14 protein-coding genes are annotated in these 15,987 nt (G+C 72.4%); 10 read left to right on the forward strand and 4 right to left on the reverse strand.

Features of this window, described 5'->3' with window-relative positions; genetic code table 11:
- Positions 1 to 171 precede the first annotated feature (171 nt).
- The 4 genes from DTB53_RS30830 to DTB53_RS30845 all read left to right on the forward strand — a co-directional run bounded on the left by DTB53_RS30830 (position 172) and on the right by DTB53_RS30845 (position 2,841).
- Entirely contained in the window at positions 172 to 804 is a 633-nt protein-coding gene (locus tag DTB53_RS30830) for an AIM24 family protein (RefSeq protein ID WP_003966216.1), read from the forward strand.
- Entirely contained in the window at positions 804 to 1,454 is a 651-nt protein-coding gene (locus tag DTB53_RS30835; RefSeq protein ID WP_003966217.1) for an AIM24 family protein, read from the forward strand. The genes DTB53_RS30830 and DTB53_RS30835 overlap by 1 nt, the downstream gene beginning before the upstream one ends.
- Complete coding sequence (locus DTB53_RS30840) at positions 1,451 to 2,215, forward strand: AIM24 family protein (protein ID WP_003966218.1); 765 nt, start codon at positions 1,451 to 1,453, stop codon at positions 2,213 to 2,215. The genes DTB53_RS30835 and DTB53_RS30840 overlap by 4 nt, the downstream gene beginning before the upstream one ends.
- A 149-nt stretch (positions 2,216 to 2,364) precedes the next feature.
- Positions 2,365 to 2,841 (forward strand): MarR family winged helix-turn-helix transcriptional regulator, encoded by a 477-nt coding sequence (locus DTB53_RS30845; protein ID WP_003966219.1) that lies wholly within the window; start codon positions 2,365 to 2,367, stop codon positions 2,839 to 2,841.
- Positions 2,842 to 2,853: 12 nt separating this feature from the next.
- Here DTB53_RS30845 and DTB53_RS30850 read toward each other — a convergent pair whose 3' ends face one another.
- Complete coding sequence (locus tag DTB53_RS30850; protein WP_012379000.1) at positions 2,854 to 4,302, reverse strand: sensor histidine kinase; 1,449 nt, start codon at positions 4,300 to 4,302, stop codon at positions 2,854 to 2,856.
- The gene (locus DTB53_RS30855) at positions 4,299 to 4,961 is read right to left on the reverse strand and encodes a response regulator transcription factor (RefSeq protein WP_003966221.1); all 663 of its coding nucleotides are present in this window, start codon (positions 4,959 to 4,961) and stop codon (positions 4,299 to 4,301) included. Before DTB53_RS30855 ends, DTB53_RS30850 begins: the two co-directional genes overlap by 4 nt.
- Positions 4,962 to 5,078: 117 nt before the next feature.
- On the opposite strand from DTB53_RS30855, the gene DTB53_RS30860 reads away from it, so the two are divergent.
- Positions 5,079 to 5,816 carry a PepSY domain-containing protein gene (locus tag DTB53_RS30860; protein WP_012379001.1) on the forward strand — a complete coding sequence of 246 codons (738 nt, stop codon included), beginning with the start codon at positions 5,079 to 5,081 and terminating at the stop codon, positions 5,814 to 5,816.
- Between the two features lie 89 nt (positions 5,817 to 5,905).
- Here DTB53_RS30860 and meaB read toward each other — a convergent pair whose 3' ends face one another.
- Entirely contained in the window at positions 5,906 to 6,874 is a 969-nt protein-coding gene (gene meaB, locus DTB53_RS30865; RefSeq protein ID WP_172595312.1) for a methylmalonyl Co-A mutase-associated GTPase MeaB, read from the reverse strand.
- Between the two features lie 58 nt (positions 6,875 to 6,932).
- Positions 6,933 to 8,108, reverse strand: a complete 1,176-nt coding sequence (locus tag DTB53_RS30870) for an acetyl-CoA C-acetyltransferase (RefSeq protein ID WP_032773889.1) — start codon at positions 8,106 to 8,108, stop codon at positions 6,933 to 6,935.
- 175 nt (positions 8,109 to 8,283) lie between these two features.
- Between DTB53_RS30870 and mce the strand changes: the two genes are divergently transcribed.
- The 5 genes from mce (at position 8,284) to DTB53_RS30895 (ending at position 15,844) form a co-directional block, all read left to right on the forward strand.
- Positions 8,284 to 8,712, forward strand: coding sequence for a methylmalonyl-CoA epimerase (mce, locus tag DTB53_RS30875; RefSeq protein ID WP_003966225.1), 429 nt, complete (start codon positions 8,284 to 8,286; stop codon positions 8,710 to 8,712).
- A 236-nt stretch (positions 8,713 to 8,948) separates the two neighbouring features.
- On the forward strand, positions 8,949 to 12,842 hold the full coding sequence (gene scy, locus DTB53_RS30880; RefSeq protein WP_012379003.1) for a polarized growth protein Scy: 3,894 nt from the start codon (positions 8,949 to 8,951) through the stop codon (positions 12,840 to 12,842).
- Positions 12,843 to 13,026: 184 nt separating this feature from the next.
- Entirely contained in the window at positions 13,027 to 13,965 is a 939-nt protein-coding gene (locus DTB53_RS30885; protein ID WP_003966227.1) for a coiled-coil domain-containing protein, read from the forward strand.
- A gap of 83 nt (positions 13,966 to 14,048) precedes the next feature.
- Positions 14,049 to 15,059, forward strand: a complete 1,011-nt coding sequence (locus DTB53_RS30890) for an ABC transporter ATP-binding protein (RefSeq protein WP_012379004.1) — start codon at positions 14,049 to 14,051, stop codon at positions 15,057 to 15,059.
- A 5-nt stretch (positions 15,060 to 15,064) separates the two neighbouring features.
- A complete protein-coding gene (locus tag DTB53_RS30895) occupies positions 15,065 to 15,844 on the forward strand; it encodes an ABC transporter permease (protein ID WP_003966229.1) in 780 nt (259 codons plus the stop codon).
- Positions 15,845 to 15,987: the final 143 nt, after the last annotated feature.

The following is a 15,987-nucleotide window of genomic DNA, read 5'->3' on the forward strand; positions in this document are numbered from 1 at the left end:
CGCCCCCATTGTGGCATCGCGCCGGGGCGGTCACGGCGGCGGGGGCCGACCCGGTCCGCCGGGGCGCGTATCGCCGCATAACAGGCCCGGTCCGCGCGCGCATCAGGGACGTAACGGTTGCGGAGCCTCTGGCCCGGGCGCGGCGCGGACGGCTACCGTCGTCGCGTGGCGATGTTCCGACTTCAAGGCAGCAAGACGCTCGCCGTCGACCTGACGGGCGATGCCGTCAGGGCGAAGAACGGCTCGATGGTCGCGTACGACGGCCGGATGTCCTTCAAGAAGATGTCCGGCGGCGGTGAGGGAATCCGCGGCATGGTGACCCGCCGGCTGACCGGCGAGCAGCTCACGGTGATGGAGGTGTCCGGGCAGGGCACCTGCTACTTCGCCGACCGGGCGAGCGAGATCAACCTGGTCGCGCTGCACGGCGACACGCTGTACGTGGAGGCGAGCAACCTGCTGGCCACCGACGCCGGGCTGCGCACCGGCACGACGTTCACCGGGCTGCGCGGCGGGGCGAGCGGCAACGGCCTGTTCACCACCACGGTGGAGGGCACCGGACAGGCGGCGATCATGTCGGACGGCACGGCGGTGCTGCTGCGGGTGTCGCCGCGGTATCCGCTGATGGTCGACCCCGGCGCGTACATCGCCCACCAGGGCCGGCTGCAGCAGAGCTTCCAGGCGGGGGTGAACTTCCGGACGCTGATGGGCGAGGGCTCCGGCGAGGCGTTCCAGATCCGCTTCGAGGGCGAGGGGCTGGTCTACGTGCAGCCCAGCGAGCGCAACACCGTCGGAGGCGATGTCTGATGCCGTTCCGGGAGATCAACTCCAAGATGGTCGAGGCCACCCTGGCCCCGGGCCAGAAGCTGTTCAGCCAGCGCGGCGCGATGCTGGCGTACCGGGGCGAGGTGTCCTTCACCCCGAACATCCAGGGCGGCCAGGGCGGCGTCGCGTCGATGATCGGCCGCCGGGTGGCGGGCGAGGCGGCACCGCTGATGACGGTCGAGGGATCGGGCACGGTGATGTTCGGCCACGGCGGCCACCACATCCAGGTGATCGAGCTGGCGGGCGACACCCTGTACGTGGAGGCGGACCGGCTGCTGGCGTTCGACGGGACGCTCCGGCAGGGCACGATGTTCATGGGCTCGCAGGGCGGGGTGATGGGCATGGTGCGCGGCCAGGTGACCGGCCAGGGCCTGTTCACCACCACCCTCACGGGGCACGGCGCGGTCGCGGTGATGGCGCACGGCGGGGTGATCGAGCTGCCGATCGCGCCGGGCCGGGACGTCCACGTGGACCCGCAGGCGTACGTCGCCCACCACGGGGAGGTCCGCAACAAGCTGTCCACGGCGGTCGGCTGGCGGGACATGGTGGGGCGGGGCTCCGGCGAGGCGTTCCAGCTGGAGCTGAGCGGCAGTGGTGCGGTGTACGTCCAGGCGTCGGAGGAGAAGCTGTGAGCACGCCCGTGGTCCTCGACCCGACGACGCTGCCGTCGGACGACAACGTCAACTCCTACACCTTCTGCGTGGAGCTCAAGGGGAGCCGGTGGTTCCTCCAGAAGGGCAAGATGATCGCCTACTACGGGCAGATCCAGTTCGACGGCATCGGGCACGGCCGGTTCGAGCGGCTGGTGCGTTCCAGTTTCCACTCGCCGCTGCACGCGAGCGACTGGGTGGTGGCCGAGGGCAGCGGCAAGATGCTGCTGGCGGACCGGGCGTTCGACGTGAACTCCTTCGACCTGGAGGACGGGAACCTCACCATCCGGTCCGGGAACCTGCTGGCCTACCAGCCGACGATGGCGCTGAAGCAGTCGATCGTGCCGGGGTTCGTGACGCTGATCGGCACCGGGAAGTTCGTGGCCGCGTCGAACGGCCCGGTGGTGTTCATGGAGCCGCCGCTGCGGGTGGACCCGCAGGCGCTGGTGGGCTGGGCCGACTGCCCCTCCCCGTGTCACCACTACGACCACGGGTACATGACCGGCGTGATGGGCGGCATCCGGTCACTCACCGGGATCGGCGGGACATCGGGAGAGGAGCACCAGTTCGAGTTCGTCGGGGCGGGCACGGTGCTGCTCCAGTCGAGCGAGGCGCTGATGGCGGAGCAGGCGGCGGGCGCGGTCCCGAACGAGCCGGGCGTTCCGGGCGGCGGGGGTCAACCCGGGTCCGCTCCGCGCATGCCCGGCCAGCTGGGGGACCTCCAGCGTCGCTTCGGTTGGTGAGCGGTAGTCTGCGGAGTGTGACGTCGAACGCCTGCGCCCAGCCGTCGGTGCTCGTCGACGGGCCCGTACGCACTCCCGCCGGCCGGGGGTGCCGGTCGTCACACCCCTCAATTTCGTCCGGCTTTCAACTTCTTAGGTAGAATCCATATATGGAGACCGAGACGGCCACCCGCTGGCTGAGCGACACGGAGCAGTGCGCCTGGCGCACCCACCTGGACGTCAGCAGGCTGCTGATGCACCAACTGGAGAAGGACCTCCAGCCGTTCGGCCTGACCATGAACGACTACGAGATCCTGGTCAACCTCTCCGAATCGGACGACCAGCGCATGCGGATGAGCGACCTCGCCGCAGCCACCCTCCAGTCCAAGAGCCGGCTCTCCCACCAGATCACCCGGATGGAGACCGCCGGGCTGGTCCGCCGCACCCACTGCGAATCGGACCGGCGCGGACTGTTCGCGGTCCTCACCGAGCACGGCGCGGAGACCATGCGCAAGGTCGCCCCGCACCACGTCGCCTCGGTGCGGCAGCACTTCATGGACCTGCTGTCCCCGGAGGCGCTCGCCGACCTGCACGCCGCGCTGACCCCGATCGCGGAACACCTGCGCGGCAAGCGCGGCAAGCTGTAGGCCCCGGGGCCGTCAGGCGGAGCGGGGCAGCCACAGCCGGAAGGCCGCACCGCCCTCGGCCGCCGCGTGCACCGTCAGCGTCCCGCCGTGGCGCGCGGCGACGTCCCGGGCGATGGCCAGCCCCAGCCCCGCGCCGCCGTCGTCCCGGCTGCGGGCGTCGTCGAGCCGGACGAACCGTTCGAAGATCCGTTCCCGCTCGTCCTCGGGAACGCCCGCCCCGTCGTCCCTGACCTCCACGCGTACGCCGCCCCCGTCGGCCGCCACCGACACCGCGACGCGTCCGTCGGCGTGCCGCTGGGCGTTGTCCAGCAGATTGCCGACCACCCGGGACAGCTGCCCCCGCGACCCGCTCACCTCGAACGCGCCGTCCTCCGGCGCCTCGACGCTCACCGCGATCCGGTCCCCGGTCCGCTGCGAGACCTCCTCCCGGACCAGCGCGCCCAGCTCCACCGTCGCGCTCCCGGGCTTCTCCCCCGCGTCCAGCCGGGCCAGCAGCAGCAGATCCGCCGCCAGCACCTGGAGCCGTACGGTGTCGGCGACCGCGCCCGGGAGGTCCAGCAGCTCCGGGTGGGCCTCGGCGACCTCCAGCTGGGTGCGCAGCGAGGCGATCGGGGAGCGCAGCTCGTGCGAGGCGTCCGCGACGAACCTGCGCTGCCGCTCCACGGACGCCTCCAGGACCGTCAGCGTCTCGTTGGTCGTCCGGGCCAGCGCCGCGATCTCGTCGCGCGAACCGGGCTCGGGCACCCGGCGGGCCAGGTCCTCGGAGGCGGTGATCGCCGCCAGCTCGCGGCGGATGCCCTCGACCGGCCGCAGGGCCCGCCGGGTCACCAGCCAGGTCACCCCGGCGACGACCACCAGAAGCAGCGGCAGCCCGGTCAGCATCGCCCCGCGCACCGTGTTCACCGCCTCCTGCTCGGCGGCCAGCGGCGCCCCCGCGTACACGGTCAGGGTGACGCCCTCGGGGGTGGTCGCCTCGACCGCGGCGAAACGGTAGTCGGCGGTGGTGCCGTCGACGGTGGCGGTGCCCTCGGAGAAGTCCGGGTCGTCGGAGGAGACCTCGCCCCGGCCGGGGCGGGCGCCGTCGTCGCCGTCCTCGTCCCCGTCGTCGTCATCGTCGCCGGGCGAGGGGGAGGCCCCCGCCGGGGCCGAGGAAACCGGGGTGACGCCGCTCGTGCCGGTGCCGGTGACGGCCCGCAGGTCCTTGGAGACGAGGACGACGCGGCCCTCCTCGTCGGTCACCTGGACCGGGTGGTCCTCCTCGTCGTCCAGCTCCACCTCGGCGTACGGGGTGCCCGTGGCCAGCTCCCCAGCCACCTCGCGGGCCGCCACCTCGGCCTGGAGGTCCGCCTGGTCGATCAGGTTGGCCCGCAGGACCAGGAGCACGGCGAGACCGGCCGCCACCAGGGCGACGGCGACGACGAGGGTGGCCCCGAGGGCGGCCCTGGCCCGTACGGACCTCACTTCGCCTCCAGCCGGTAGCCCGCGCCGCGCACGGTGCGGATGGCACTCGCGCCGAGCTTGCGGCGCAGGGTGGAGATGTAGACCTCGACGATGTTCGGATCGCCGTCGTACGCGAAGTCCCAGACGTGCTCCAGGATCTCCGCCTTGCTGACGACCTGGCCCGCGCGCAGGGCGAGCTGCTCCAGCACCGCGAACTCCTTGGCGGTGAGCGTGATCTCGTCCTCGCCGCGGATCACCCGGCGGGCGGCGGTGTCGACGCGCAGGGCGCCGACGGTCAGGACGGGCGCGGCGGTGCCGGCCCCCCGGCGGCGCAGCAGGGCGCGGACCCGGGCGACGAGGACGACGTAGCTGAAGGGTTTGGTCAGGTAGTCGTCGGCGCCGGTGTCCAGGCCCTCGGCCTCGTCGTACTCGCCGTCCTTGGCGGTCAGCATGAGGATCGGCACCTCGTGCCCGGCCGCGCGCAGGTTCGAGCAGACGCGGTAGCCGTTCATGCCGGGCAGCATGATGTCGAGGATCACCAGGTCGTAGGCGCCCTCGCTCGCCCGGTGCAGCCCCTCCAGGCCGTCGTGCACGACATCCACGGCGAAACCCTCGGCGGTCAGCCCCCTGGCCAGGGACACCGCGAGGCGCTTCTCGTCCTCCACGATCAACAGGCGCATGCGCACAGCCTCGCAAACCCGACCTGAAGGCGCCTTCAGGTGGCTTCAGGTTGCGTTCAGCAACGTCCCGGCAGTGTGGGTCACGTCGAACAGCAGCAGCACTCGGGAGGAACCCTCATGAAGCGCAACGTCACCATCGCGGCGATCACCGCGGCCGTGCTCATCGGCGGCACCACCGCCGCCACCGTCGCCTTCGCGGACGACGGTGACCGCCGGGGCGGCACTTCCGCGCAGCAGCCGGCCGGCACGGACCGCGACGACCGCGACGACCGCGACGACCGCGATGACGACCGGTCCCCCGCCGGTGCGGAGGCCCCCCGGACGGACGGCGGCGCGAAGACCGCCAAGATCACCCTCGACCAGGCCGTCGCCGCCGCCCTGAAGAACGTCCCGGGCACGGTCACCGGGGCCGAGCTGGACGATGACGACGACGACCGCGGACGCGCGGTCTGGGAGCTGGACGTCCGCGGCTCCGACAAGAAGTGGCACGACGTGACGGTGGACGCCGCCAACGGCAAGGTCCTGAAGACCCGCGACGACGACAACGACGACCGCGACCGCCACGCCCCCCGCTCCTCCACCGTCACCCTGGACCGGGCGGTGGACGCGGCGCTGAAGACCGCGCCGGGCAGCGTCACCTCGATCGACCTGGACGACGATGACGACGACCGGGGCGACGTCCTGCGCTGGGACGTCGAGATCACGGGCAAGGACGGCGAGCAGCACGAGCTGCACGTCGACGCCAGGACGGGCGAGGTCACCGTGGACCGCGACGACGACGGCGACGACGACCGTGACGACCGCGCGGACGACCGGGACGACCACGGCGACGACCGGGACGGCGACGACGGCTGACGGGCGCGCGGGACCGGTCCCGACCGGCCCCGCGCGTGCTGAGGCCCCCGGAACGGCGTCCACGCCGCCCCGGGGGCCTCAGCACGCCCTCAGGAGCTTCCCGTCAGCCCCGCCACCAGCTCGTCCGCCGCGGCGTACGGATCCAGGGACCCCGCCACGATGCGCCCGGCCAGCGCGTGCAGCCTGCGGTCGCCGCGCAGATCGGCGATCCTCTCGCGGAGCGCGGTGACGGCGATCGTCTCGACCTCGCGCGCGGCGCGGGCGGTCCGGCGCTCGGCCAGCACGCCGTGCTCCTCCATCCAGGCCCGGTGCTTCTCCAGCGCCTCGACGACCTCGTCCGTGCCCTGGCCCCGGGCCGCGACCGTCTTCACGATCGGGGGGCGCCAGTCGCCGGGGCCCCGCGCCTCCCCCAGGCCGAGCATGTGGTTCAGCTCCCGGGCGGTGGCGTCCGCGCCGTCCCGGTCCGCCTTGTTGACCACGTAGACGTCGCCGATCTCCAGGATCCCGGCCTTGGCCGCCTGGATGCCGTCGCCCATGCCCGGGGCGAGCAGCACGACGGAGGTGTCGGCCTGGGAGGCGATCTCCACCTCGGACTGGCCGACGCCGACCGTCTCGACGAGGACCACGTCGCAGCCCGCCGCGTCCAGCACCCGGATCGCCTGCGGCGCGGACCAGGCGAGGCCGCCCAGGTGGCCCCGGGTCGCCATCGAGCGGATGTAGACGCCCGGGTCGGAGACGTGGTCCGCCATCCGGATCCGGTCGCCGAGCAGCGCCCCGCCGGAGAACGGCGAGGACGGGTCGACGGCGAGGACGCCGACCCGCTTCCCCGCCCGGCGGTAGGCGGAGACCAGGGCCGAGGTGGAGGTGGACTTGCCGACGCCGGGCGAGCCCGTGAGCCCGACGACGTAGGCGTGGCCGGCCAGCGGCGCCAGCGCGGCCATCACCTCCCGCAGCTGCGGGGACGCTCCCTCCACCAGCGAGATCAGCCGGGCCACCGCACGCGGCCTGCCTGCTCGCGCCTGCTCGACCAGCGTGGGGACGTCCACGTCCACGTTCACCGCTCCGTATCTCTCGCTCTGCCCCGGGGCCCGTGCGGGCCCGGAATCCGTACGCGTACTACTTGCCCGGAACGCGGATGATCAGCGCGTCGCCCTGACCCCCGCCGCCGCACAGCGCGGCCGCGCCGGTGCCGCCGCCGCGCCGCTTCAGCTCCAGGGCCAGGTGCAGGACGATCCGGGCGCCGGACATCCCGATGGGGTGGCCGAGCGCGATGGCGCCGCCGTTGACGTTGACCTTCTCCGAGGTGACGCCCAGGTCCTTCATGGACTGGACGGCGACGGCCGCGAACGCCTCGTTGATCTCGATCAGGTCGAGGTCCTCGACGCCGAGGCCGTCCTTCTTCAGGGCGTGCCGGATGGCGTTGGAGGGCTGTGACTGGAGGGAGTTGTCGGGGCCCGCGACGTTTCCGTGGGCGCCGATCTCGGCGATCCAGTCGAGGCCCAGCTCCTCCGCCTTGGCCCTGCTCATCACGACGACCGCGGCGGCGCCGTCGGAGATCTGCGAGGAGGTGCCGGCGGTGATCGTGCCGTCCTTGGCGAAGGCCGGGCGCAGCTTGCCGAGGGTCTCCTCGGTCGTCTCGGCGCGGATCCCCTCGTCCTGGGAGAAGAGGACCGGGTCGCCCTTGCGCTGCGGGATCTCGACCGGGGTGATCTCGGCCTCGAAGAGACCGTTCTTCCGGGCGGCGGCGGCCCGCTGGTGGGACTGCGCGCCGATCGCGTCCTGGGAGGCGCGGTCGAGACCGAGGCGGCCGTTGTGCTTCTCGGTGGACTCTCCCATCGGGATGTTCTCGTACGCGTCGGTGAGACCGTCGTACGCCATCGCGTCCAGCATCTCGATCGCGCCGTACTTGTGGCCCTCACGGGACTTGGGGAGCAGGTGCGGGGCGTTGGTCATGGACTCCTGACCGCCCGCGACCACCACGTCGAACTCCCCGGCGCGGATGAGCTGGTCGGCCAGCGCGATGGCGTCGAGTCCGGACAGGCACACCTTGTTGACGGTGAGCGCGGGGACGTTCATCGGGATGCCGGCCTTGACCGCGGCCTGCCGGGCGGGCATCTGGCCGGCGCCGGCCGTGAGCACCTGACCCATGATCACGTACTGGACCTGGTCGCCGCCGATGCCGGCCCGGTCCAGGGCGGCCTTGATGGCGAAGCCGCCGAGGTCGGCGCCGGAGAAGCTCTTGAGGGAGCCGAGCAGGCGGCCCATGGGCGTCCGGGCGCCCGCGACGATCACTGAGGTGGTGGTACCGGTCGTTGCTGGCATGGGCACGGCCCCTTGGGATCGGATGTGAACGAGGGTTTACCTGAATGTACTGAGAGCCATCGCGCCCGTCATCCGGCAACCGGTGTGACGGCGCGCACGTTGCGTAACCGTGGCGGGAGCGGCGCACGGGCTCCATGCTGATTCCATGCTGACGCGAATCGATCACATCGGGATCGCCTGTTTCGACCTGGACAAGACCGTCGAGTTCTACCGTGCCACGTACGGCTTCGAGGTGTACCACTCGGAGATCAACGAGGAGCAGGGCGTCCGGGAGGCGATGCTCCGGATCAACGGGACCTCGGACGGCGGGGCCTCCTACCTCCAACTGCTGGAACCCACCCGGGAGGACTCCGCCGTGGGCAAGTGGCTGGCCAAGAACGGGGAGGGCGTGCACCACATCGCCTTCGGCACCGAGGACGTGGACGGGGAGGCCGCGGACATCCGCGAGAAGGGCGTGCGGGTGCTGTACGACGAGCCCAGGAAGGGGTCGATGGGGTCCCGGATCACGTTCCTGCACCCCAAGGACTGCCACGGCGTCCTCACCGAACTGGTCACGAGCGGGACGGAGCACTGACCACCGCATACCCGGCCCGGTAGAGTGGGCGGTTCCGGGCCGGGGCCGGGTCGGGGCCGCACCACGTCCTCGTCGTTTGTCTGTCACCATTCCCCGGGGACCGCTCTCCGGCGAGCAGCGCCGGAGAGTCACGACCAGGGTTGGGGTCTTCCCCCGCTCAGTGGGGCACCCCCTGCTCGAACGAAGTTGAGAGCTTGGGGACGAGTTGAGAGCTCGGGGAAGGATGGGACCGCGCAGTGCGGGGCTACGAACGCCAGGAGAGCCACCGGGCTGAAGACGACCATCTCTCGCGGTTCGAAGCCGAGATGGACCGGCTGAGGACCGACCGGGAGAAGGCTGTCCAGCACGCCGAGGACCTCGGATACCAGGTCGAGGTCTTGCGTGCGAAGCTGCACGAGGCCCGGCGCAATCTCGCGACCCGTCCCGCCTACGACAGCGCGGACATCGGCTACCAGGCCGAGCAGATGCTGCGGAACGCGCAGGTCCAGGCCGAGCAGATGCGCAGCGACGCCGAGCGCGAGCTGCGCGAGGCGCGCGCCCAGACGCAGCGGATCCTCCAGGAGCACGCCGAGCACCAGGCGCGTCTTCAGGCCGAGTTGCACACCGAGGCCGTCCAGCGCAGGCAGCGGCTCGACCAGGAGCTCGCGGAACGCCGGCAGACCGTCGAGTCGCACGTCAACGAGAACGTCGCCTGGGCCGAACAGCTGCGCGCCCGCACCGAGTCGCAGGCCCGCCGGCTGCTGGAGGAGTCCCGCGCCGAGGCCGAACAGGCGCTGGCCGCCGCCCGCGACGAGGCCGCCCGGCTGGCGGAGGAGACCCGCCGGCGCACCGGCTCGGAGGCCGAGAGCGCCAGGACCGAGGCCGAAGCGATCCTGCTGCGCGCCCGCAAGGACGCCGAGCGGCTCCTGGGGGCCGCCTCCGCCCAGGCGCAGGAGGCCACCAGCCACGCGGAACAGCTGCGCTCCAGCACGGCCGCGGAGACCGACCAGACCCGGCAGCAGACCGCCGAGCTGAACCGGTCCGCCGAGCAGCGCCTCTCGGAGGCCGAGACCCGGCTGCGCGAGTCCCGCCTGGAGGCGGAGAAGCTCCTCTCCGAGGCGAAGGACGCCGCCGCCAAGCAGTTGGCCGCCGCCGAGTCGCAGAACGAACAGCGCACCCGTACGGCCAAGTCGGAGATCGCCCGGCTGGTCGGCGAGGCCACCAAGAGCACCGAGGCGCTGAAGGAAGAGGCCGAGCAGGCGCTGGTGGACGCCCGCGCCGAGGCGGAGCGGCTGGTCGCCGAGGCGGGCGAGAAGGCCCGTACGGCCGCCGCCGAGGACGCCGCAGCCCAGCTGGCGAAGGCGGCCCGCAGCGCCGAGGAGGTGCTCACCAAGGCCTCCGAGGACGCCAGGTCGACGACGCGGGCGGCGGGCGAGGAGGCCGAGCGGATCCGCCGCGAGGCGGAGGCCGAGGCGGACCGGCTGCGCGGCGAGGCCGCCGAGCAGGCCGACGAGCTCAAGGGCGCGGCCAAGGACGACACCAAGGAGTACCGGGCCAAGACGGTCGAGCTCCAGGAGGAGGCCCGCCGGCTGCGCGGCGAGGCCGAGACGCTGCGCTCCGAGGCGGTCGCCGAGGGCGAGCGGATCCGGGGCGAGGCCCGCCGCGAGGCGGTCCAGCAGCTGGAGGAGGGCGCCCGCACCGCCGAGGAGCTGCTCACCGAGGCCCGCTCCGACGCGGACGAGCTGCGCACCAAGGCGAACGGCGAGAGCGAGCGCATCCGCGCCGAGGCCGCCGAGCGGGCCGCGGCCCTGCGCAAGCAGGCCGAGGAGACGCTGGAGCGCACCCGGGCCGAGGCCGACAGGCTGCGGGCCGAGGCCGAGGAGCAGGCGGAGGCCGTCACGGAGGCGGCCGAGCGGGCCGCGACCGAGCTGCGCGAGGAGACCGAGCGCGCCGTCGCCGCCCGGCAGGCCGAGGCCGCCGACGAGCTGACCCGGCTGGGCACCGAGGCCGAGTCCCGGCTCGCCGCCGCCGAGGAGGCGCTCGGCGAGGCCCGCGCCGAGGCCGAGCGGATCCGCCGCGAGACGAACGAGGAGGCGGACCGGCAGCGCGCGGAGGCCGCCGAGCGCGCGCGGACGCTGACCGAGCAGGCCGGGGCGGAGGCCGAGCGGCTGCGCGACGAGGCCGCGGCCGACGCCGCCCAGTCCCGTGCCGAGGGCGAGAACGTCGCCGTACGGCTGCGGAGCGAGGCCACCGCCGAGGCGGAGCGGCTCAAGTCCGAGGCGCAGGAGAGCGCCGACCGGGTGCGCGCGGAGGCCGCGGCCGCCGCCGAGCGGGTCGCGACCGAGGCGGCCGAGGCGCTGACCGCCGCCCAGGAGGAGGCCACGCGGCGCCGCCGGGAGGCCGAGGAGATCCTCGGCGCGGCCCGGACCGAGGCGGAGCAGGAGCGCGAGCGGGCCCGCGAGCAGAGCGAGGAGCTGCTCGCCTCCGCGCGCAAGCGGGTCGAGGAGGCCCAGGCCGAGGCGGACCGGCTGGTCGAGGAGGCGGACGCCCGGGCGACCGAGCTGGTCGCGGCGGCCGAGCAGACGGCCCAGCAGGTACGGGACTCCGTCGCCGGTCTCCAGGAGCAGGCCGAGGAGGAGGTCGCCGGGCTGCGTTCGACGGCGGAGCACGTCGCGGAGCGCACCCGGAACGAGGCCCAGGAGGAGGCGGACCGGGTCCGCTCCGACGCGCACGCGGAGCGGGAGCGGGCCTCCGAGGACGCGATCCGGCTGCGGAGCGAGGCCAACGAGGAGGCGGCCCGTCTCCGGCAGGAGGCCCAAGAGGAGGCCGAGGCCGCGAAGGGGCTGGCCGAGCGGACGGTCTCCGACGCGATCGGCGAGTCGGAGCGGCTGCGCGCGGACACCTCCGAGTACAGCCAGCGGATGCGCACCGAGGCCTCCGACGCGCTGGCGTCGGCGGAGCAGGACGCGTCGAAGGCCCGCGCCGAGGCCCGCCAGGACGCCAACCGGATCCGTTCGGAGGCTGCGGCCCAGTCGGACCGGCTGATGGCCGAGGCGGCCAACGAGAGCGAACGCGTCCGCAACGAGGCGGCCCAGGCCTCGGAGCAGCTCGTCGTCGAGGCCACCACGGAGGCCAACCGCCGCCGGGCCGAGTCCACCGAGCAGGCGGACCGGATGCTCGCCGAGGCGACCGGCGAGTCCGAGCGGCTGCGCGCGGAGGCGGCCGAGCTGCTGGGCTCCGCGCAGGAGCAGGCCGCCCGCACCCACGAGGAGGCGGCACGGCTGCACGCGGAGGCCGAGTCGGCGTCCGAGGAGATGCGCTCGGAGGCCCGCCAGGAGGCGGACCGGCTGCTGGACGAGGCCCGCGAGGCGGCGGCCAAGCGCCGGGCGGACGCGGCCGAACAGGCGGACCAGCTCATCAACAAGGCGCGGGAAGAGGCGCTGCGTACGGCCACCGAGGCCGAGGGGCAGGCCGACACGATGGTCGGCGCGGCCCGCAAGGAGGCCGTGCGCATCACCTCGGAGGCGACCGTCGAGGGCAACACCCTGGTCGAGCGCGCCCGTACCGACGCGGACGAACTGCTGGTCGGGGCACGGCGCGACGCGACGGCGATCCGGGAGCGGGCCGAGGAGCTGCGGGCCCGGCTGGAGAGCGAGATCGAGGAGCTGCACGAGCGGGCCCGCCGGGAGACGTCCGAGCAGATGAAGACCGCCGGCGAGCGTGTCGACAACCTGATGAAGGCGGCGACCGAGCAGCGCGACGAGGCCGAGGCGAAGGCCAAGGAGCTGATGGCGGAGGCCAATTCGGAGGCGAGCAAGGTCCGTATCGCCGCGGTGAAACGGGCCGAGTCGCTGCTGAAGGAGGCCGAGACGAAGAAGGCCGGGCTGATCCGCGAGGCGGAGAAGCTGCGGGCCGACGCCGAGGCCGAGGCCAAACAGACCGTCGACGAGGGCAAGCGCGAGCTGGACGTCCTGGTGCGCAGGCGCGAGGACATCAATGCGGAGATCTCCCGTGTCCAGGACGTGCTGGAGGCGTTGGAGTCTTTCGAGGCTCCGACCGGGGGCGGGAAACCGGCCGGCGGTTCCGCGGGGGGCGCCAAGGCTCCGGCGGCGGCGGGCACGCGGTCGGGGGGCAAGTCGTCCGAGCGGTGACCGATCCGCGATGTGCCGTGCTTCGTCATGGACATTCAAACCTTCGAGTGGCAAGCACTCGGGGGGTCAGCCACTCAAAAGGGGTGTCATTCTCCAGATCAAACCGGCATCTTCACGCTGACACGCCGCCATGGCCCCTAGGATTCCCTCTATCACCTCACCGGTCTCATTCGACAGGAACCTCATGAGTGACCCTTCCTCCCCCTTCGGCTTCGAGCTCGTGCGACGAGGCTACGACCGCGGTCAGGTGGACGACCGCATCACCAAGCTCGTCGCCGACCGTGACAGTGCCCTGGCCCGAATCACCTCTCTGGAAAAGCGCATCGAGGAGCTGCACCTCGAAACGCAGAACGCCCAGGCCCAGGTAAACGACGCCGAGCCGTCGTACGCCGGTCTCGGCGCCCGTGTCGAGAAGATTCTCCGCCTCGCCGAGGAGGAGGCCAAGGACCTGCGCGAGGAGGCCCGTCGGGCGGCCGAGCAGCACCGTGAGCTCGCCGAGTCGGCGGCCCAGCAGGTGCGCAACGACGCCGAGTCGTTCGCCGCCGAGCGCAAGGCGAAGGCCGAGGACGAGGGCGTCCGCATCGTCGAGAAGGCCCAGGGCGAGGCGAACACGCTCCGCTCCGACGCCCAGAAGGACGCCCAGCAGAAGCGCGAGGAGGCCGACGCCCTCTTCGAGGAGACCCGCGCCAAGGCCGCCCAGGCCGCGGCCGACTTCGAGACCAACCTCGCCAAGCGCCGCGAGCAGTCGGAGCGCGACCTCGCGTCCCGCCAGGCCAAGGCCGAGAAGCGTCTCGCCGAGATCGAGCACCGCGCCGAGCAGCTCCGCCTGGAGGCCGAGAAGCTCCGCACGGACGCCGAGCGCCGGGCCCGCCAGACGGTGGAGACCGCGCAGCGTCAGGCCGAGGACATCGTCGCCGACGCCAACGCCAAGGCCGACCGGATCCGCAGCGAGTCGGAGCGCGAGCTCGCGGCACTCACCAACCGCCGCGACTCGATCAACGCTCAGCTGACCAACGTCCGCGAGATGCTGGCGACGCTGACCGGCGCCGCCGTGGCCGCCGCCGGCTCCCCGGTGGAGGACGAGCCCGCGACCCGCGGTGTCCCGGCCCAGCAGACCCGCTGACCCCGGCGCGCGCAGTACCCCCGTGTGCGCCCGGTTCCGCCTTTGTGGTGGCGCCGGGCGCTCGGGCGATCTAGCGTGAACGCATGATCGAGCTCGAGGGACTCACGAAACGTTTCGGCAGTAAGATCGCCGTCGATCATTTGTCGTGTCAGATCAGACCGGGCATCGTGACCGGCTTCCTCGGCCCGAACGGAGCGGGCAAGTCCACCACGATGCGGATGATGCTCGATCTCGACAACCCGACCAGCGGTACGGTGCGCATCGACGGCAAGCACTACCGCGAACTCCAGGAACCGCTGAAGTACATCGGGGCGCTCCTCGACGCCAAGGCGATGCACGGCGGCCGCAGCGCGTACAACAACCTGCTGTGCCTGGCGCAGAGCAACCGCATCCCGAGCAGCAGGGTCGACGAGGTTCTCGACATGGTCGGCCTGACCGCGGTGGCGAAGAAGAAGTCCAAGGGGTTCTCCCTCGGTATGGGCCAGCGGCTCGGCATCGCGTCCGCGCTGCTCGGCGACCCCGAGATCCTGATGTTCGACGAGCCGGTCAACGGACTGGACCCCGAGGGCATCCACTGGATCCGCAATCTGATGAAGGCGCTCGCGGCCGAGGGCCGGACGATCTTCGTCTCGTCCCACCTGATGAGCGAAATGGCCCTGACCGCCGACCACTTGATCGTGATCGGGCAGGGCAAGCTGCTCGCCGACACCTCGATGGCGGACTTCATCCACGAGAACTCCCGCAGTTACGCGCGGCTGCGCTCCCCGCAGCAGGAGCGGCTGCGCGACGTGCTGCACCAGGAGGGCTTCACCGCCGTCGAGACGGCGGGCGGCGTCCTGGAGATCGACGGCGCCACCACCGAGGAGCTGGGCGAGCTGGCCGCCCGGCACCAGGTGGTGCTGCACGAGCTGAGTTCCCAGCGGGCCTCGCTGGAGGAGGCGTTCATGCAGATGACCGCCGGTTCGGTGGAGTACCACGCCCATTCGGAACGGGACTTGGCGGTCGAACCACCCGCGGTGGGAGCCGGCTGGGGCGAGAACTGGAACAAGCCCGGCAGCACCGACCGCACCGGCACCGACGGCAAGGGGGCGTGACGACCATGGCATCGGTACCCGCGGTTCTCACCTCGGAATGGACCAAGATCCGGTCGGTCTCCTCGACCACCTGGACGCTCGTCGCCGCGTTCGCCGTCACGGTCGTGATGGGCGCGGCGCTGAGCGCCCTGCTGAACGCCACGTTCGACGACCTCTCGGAGGCGGAGCAGGCCACGTTCGACCCGACGTTCGTCAGCTTCTCCGGGACTGTTCTCGGCCAGCTCGCGATGGTCGTGTTCGGGGTGCTCGTCGTCGGCACCGAGTACAGCTCCGGCATGATCCGCACCTCGCTGGCGGCCGTGCCCCAGCGCGGGACGTTCCTCCTCAGCAAGATCACGGTGGCCGGTGCGCTGGCCCTCGTCGTGGGACTGCTCACCAGCTTCGTCTCGTTCTTCCTCAGCCAGGCCATGCTCGGCGACCGGGGCACCGACATCGGCGCGGAGAACGTGCTGCGCGCGGTGGTCGGCGGCGGGCTCTACATGGGGCTGATCGCGATCTTCTCCATGGGCGTGGCGGCGATGCTGCGCAGTTCCATGCTGTCGCTCGGCATCCTGATGCCGTTCTTCTTCCTGGTCTCGCAGATCCTCGCGGCGGTGCCGGGCGCCAAGAGCGTCGCCCGCTACTTCCCCGACCAGGCCGGTTCCAAGATCATGCAGGTCGTCCCGGACGCGCTGAACAGCGACCCGGCGCCCTACGGCCCCTGGGCCGGGCTCGGGATCATGGTGCTCTGGGTGCTGGCGGCGGTGCTCGGCGGCTACCTCGTCCTGAAGAACCGGGACGCGTGAGGGGCGGGCCCGGGCAGCTGTCCTGATCCGTGTGACGGCCCGGTGGCGGGCTGTGCACAACTTGGCCGGAACCGTCAGCGCCTGGTTATCCTCCTAACTCTTACGGGGGTGTGCGGCCGGGTGGCCCGTGCCCCGACGACAGA

This window comes from Streptomyces griseus, from assembly GCF_900460065.1.
Taxonomy (GTDB): domain Bacteria; phylum Actinomycetota; class Actinomycetes; order Streptomycetales; family Streptomycetaceae; genus Streptomyces; species Streptomyces griseus.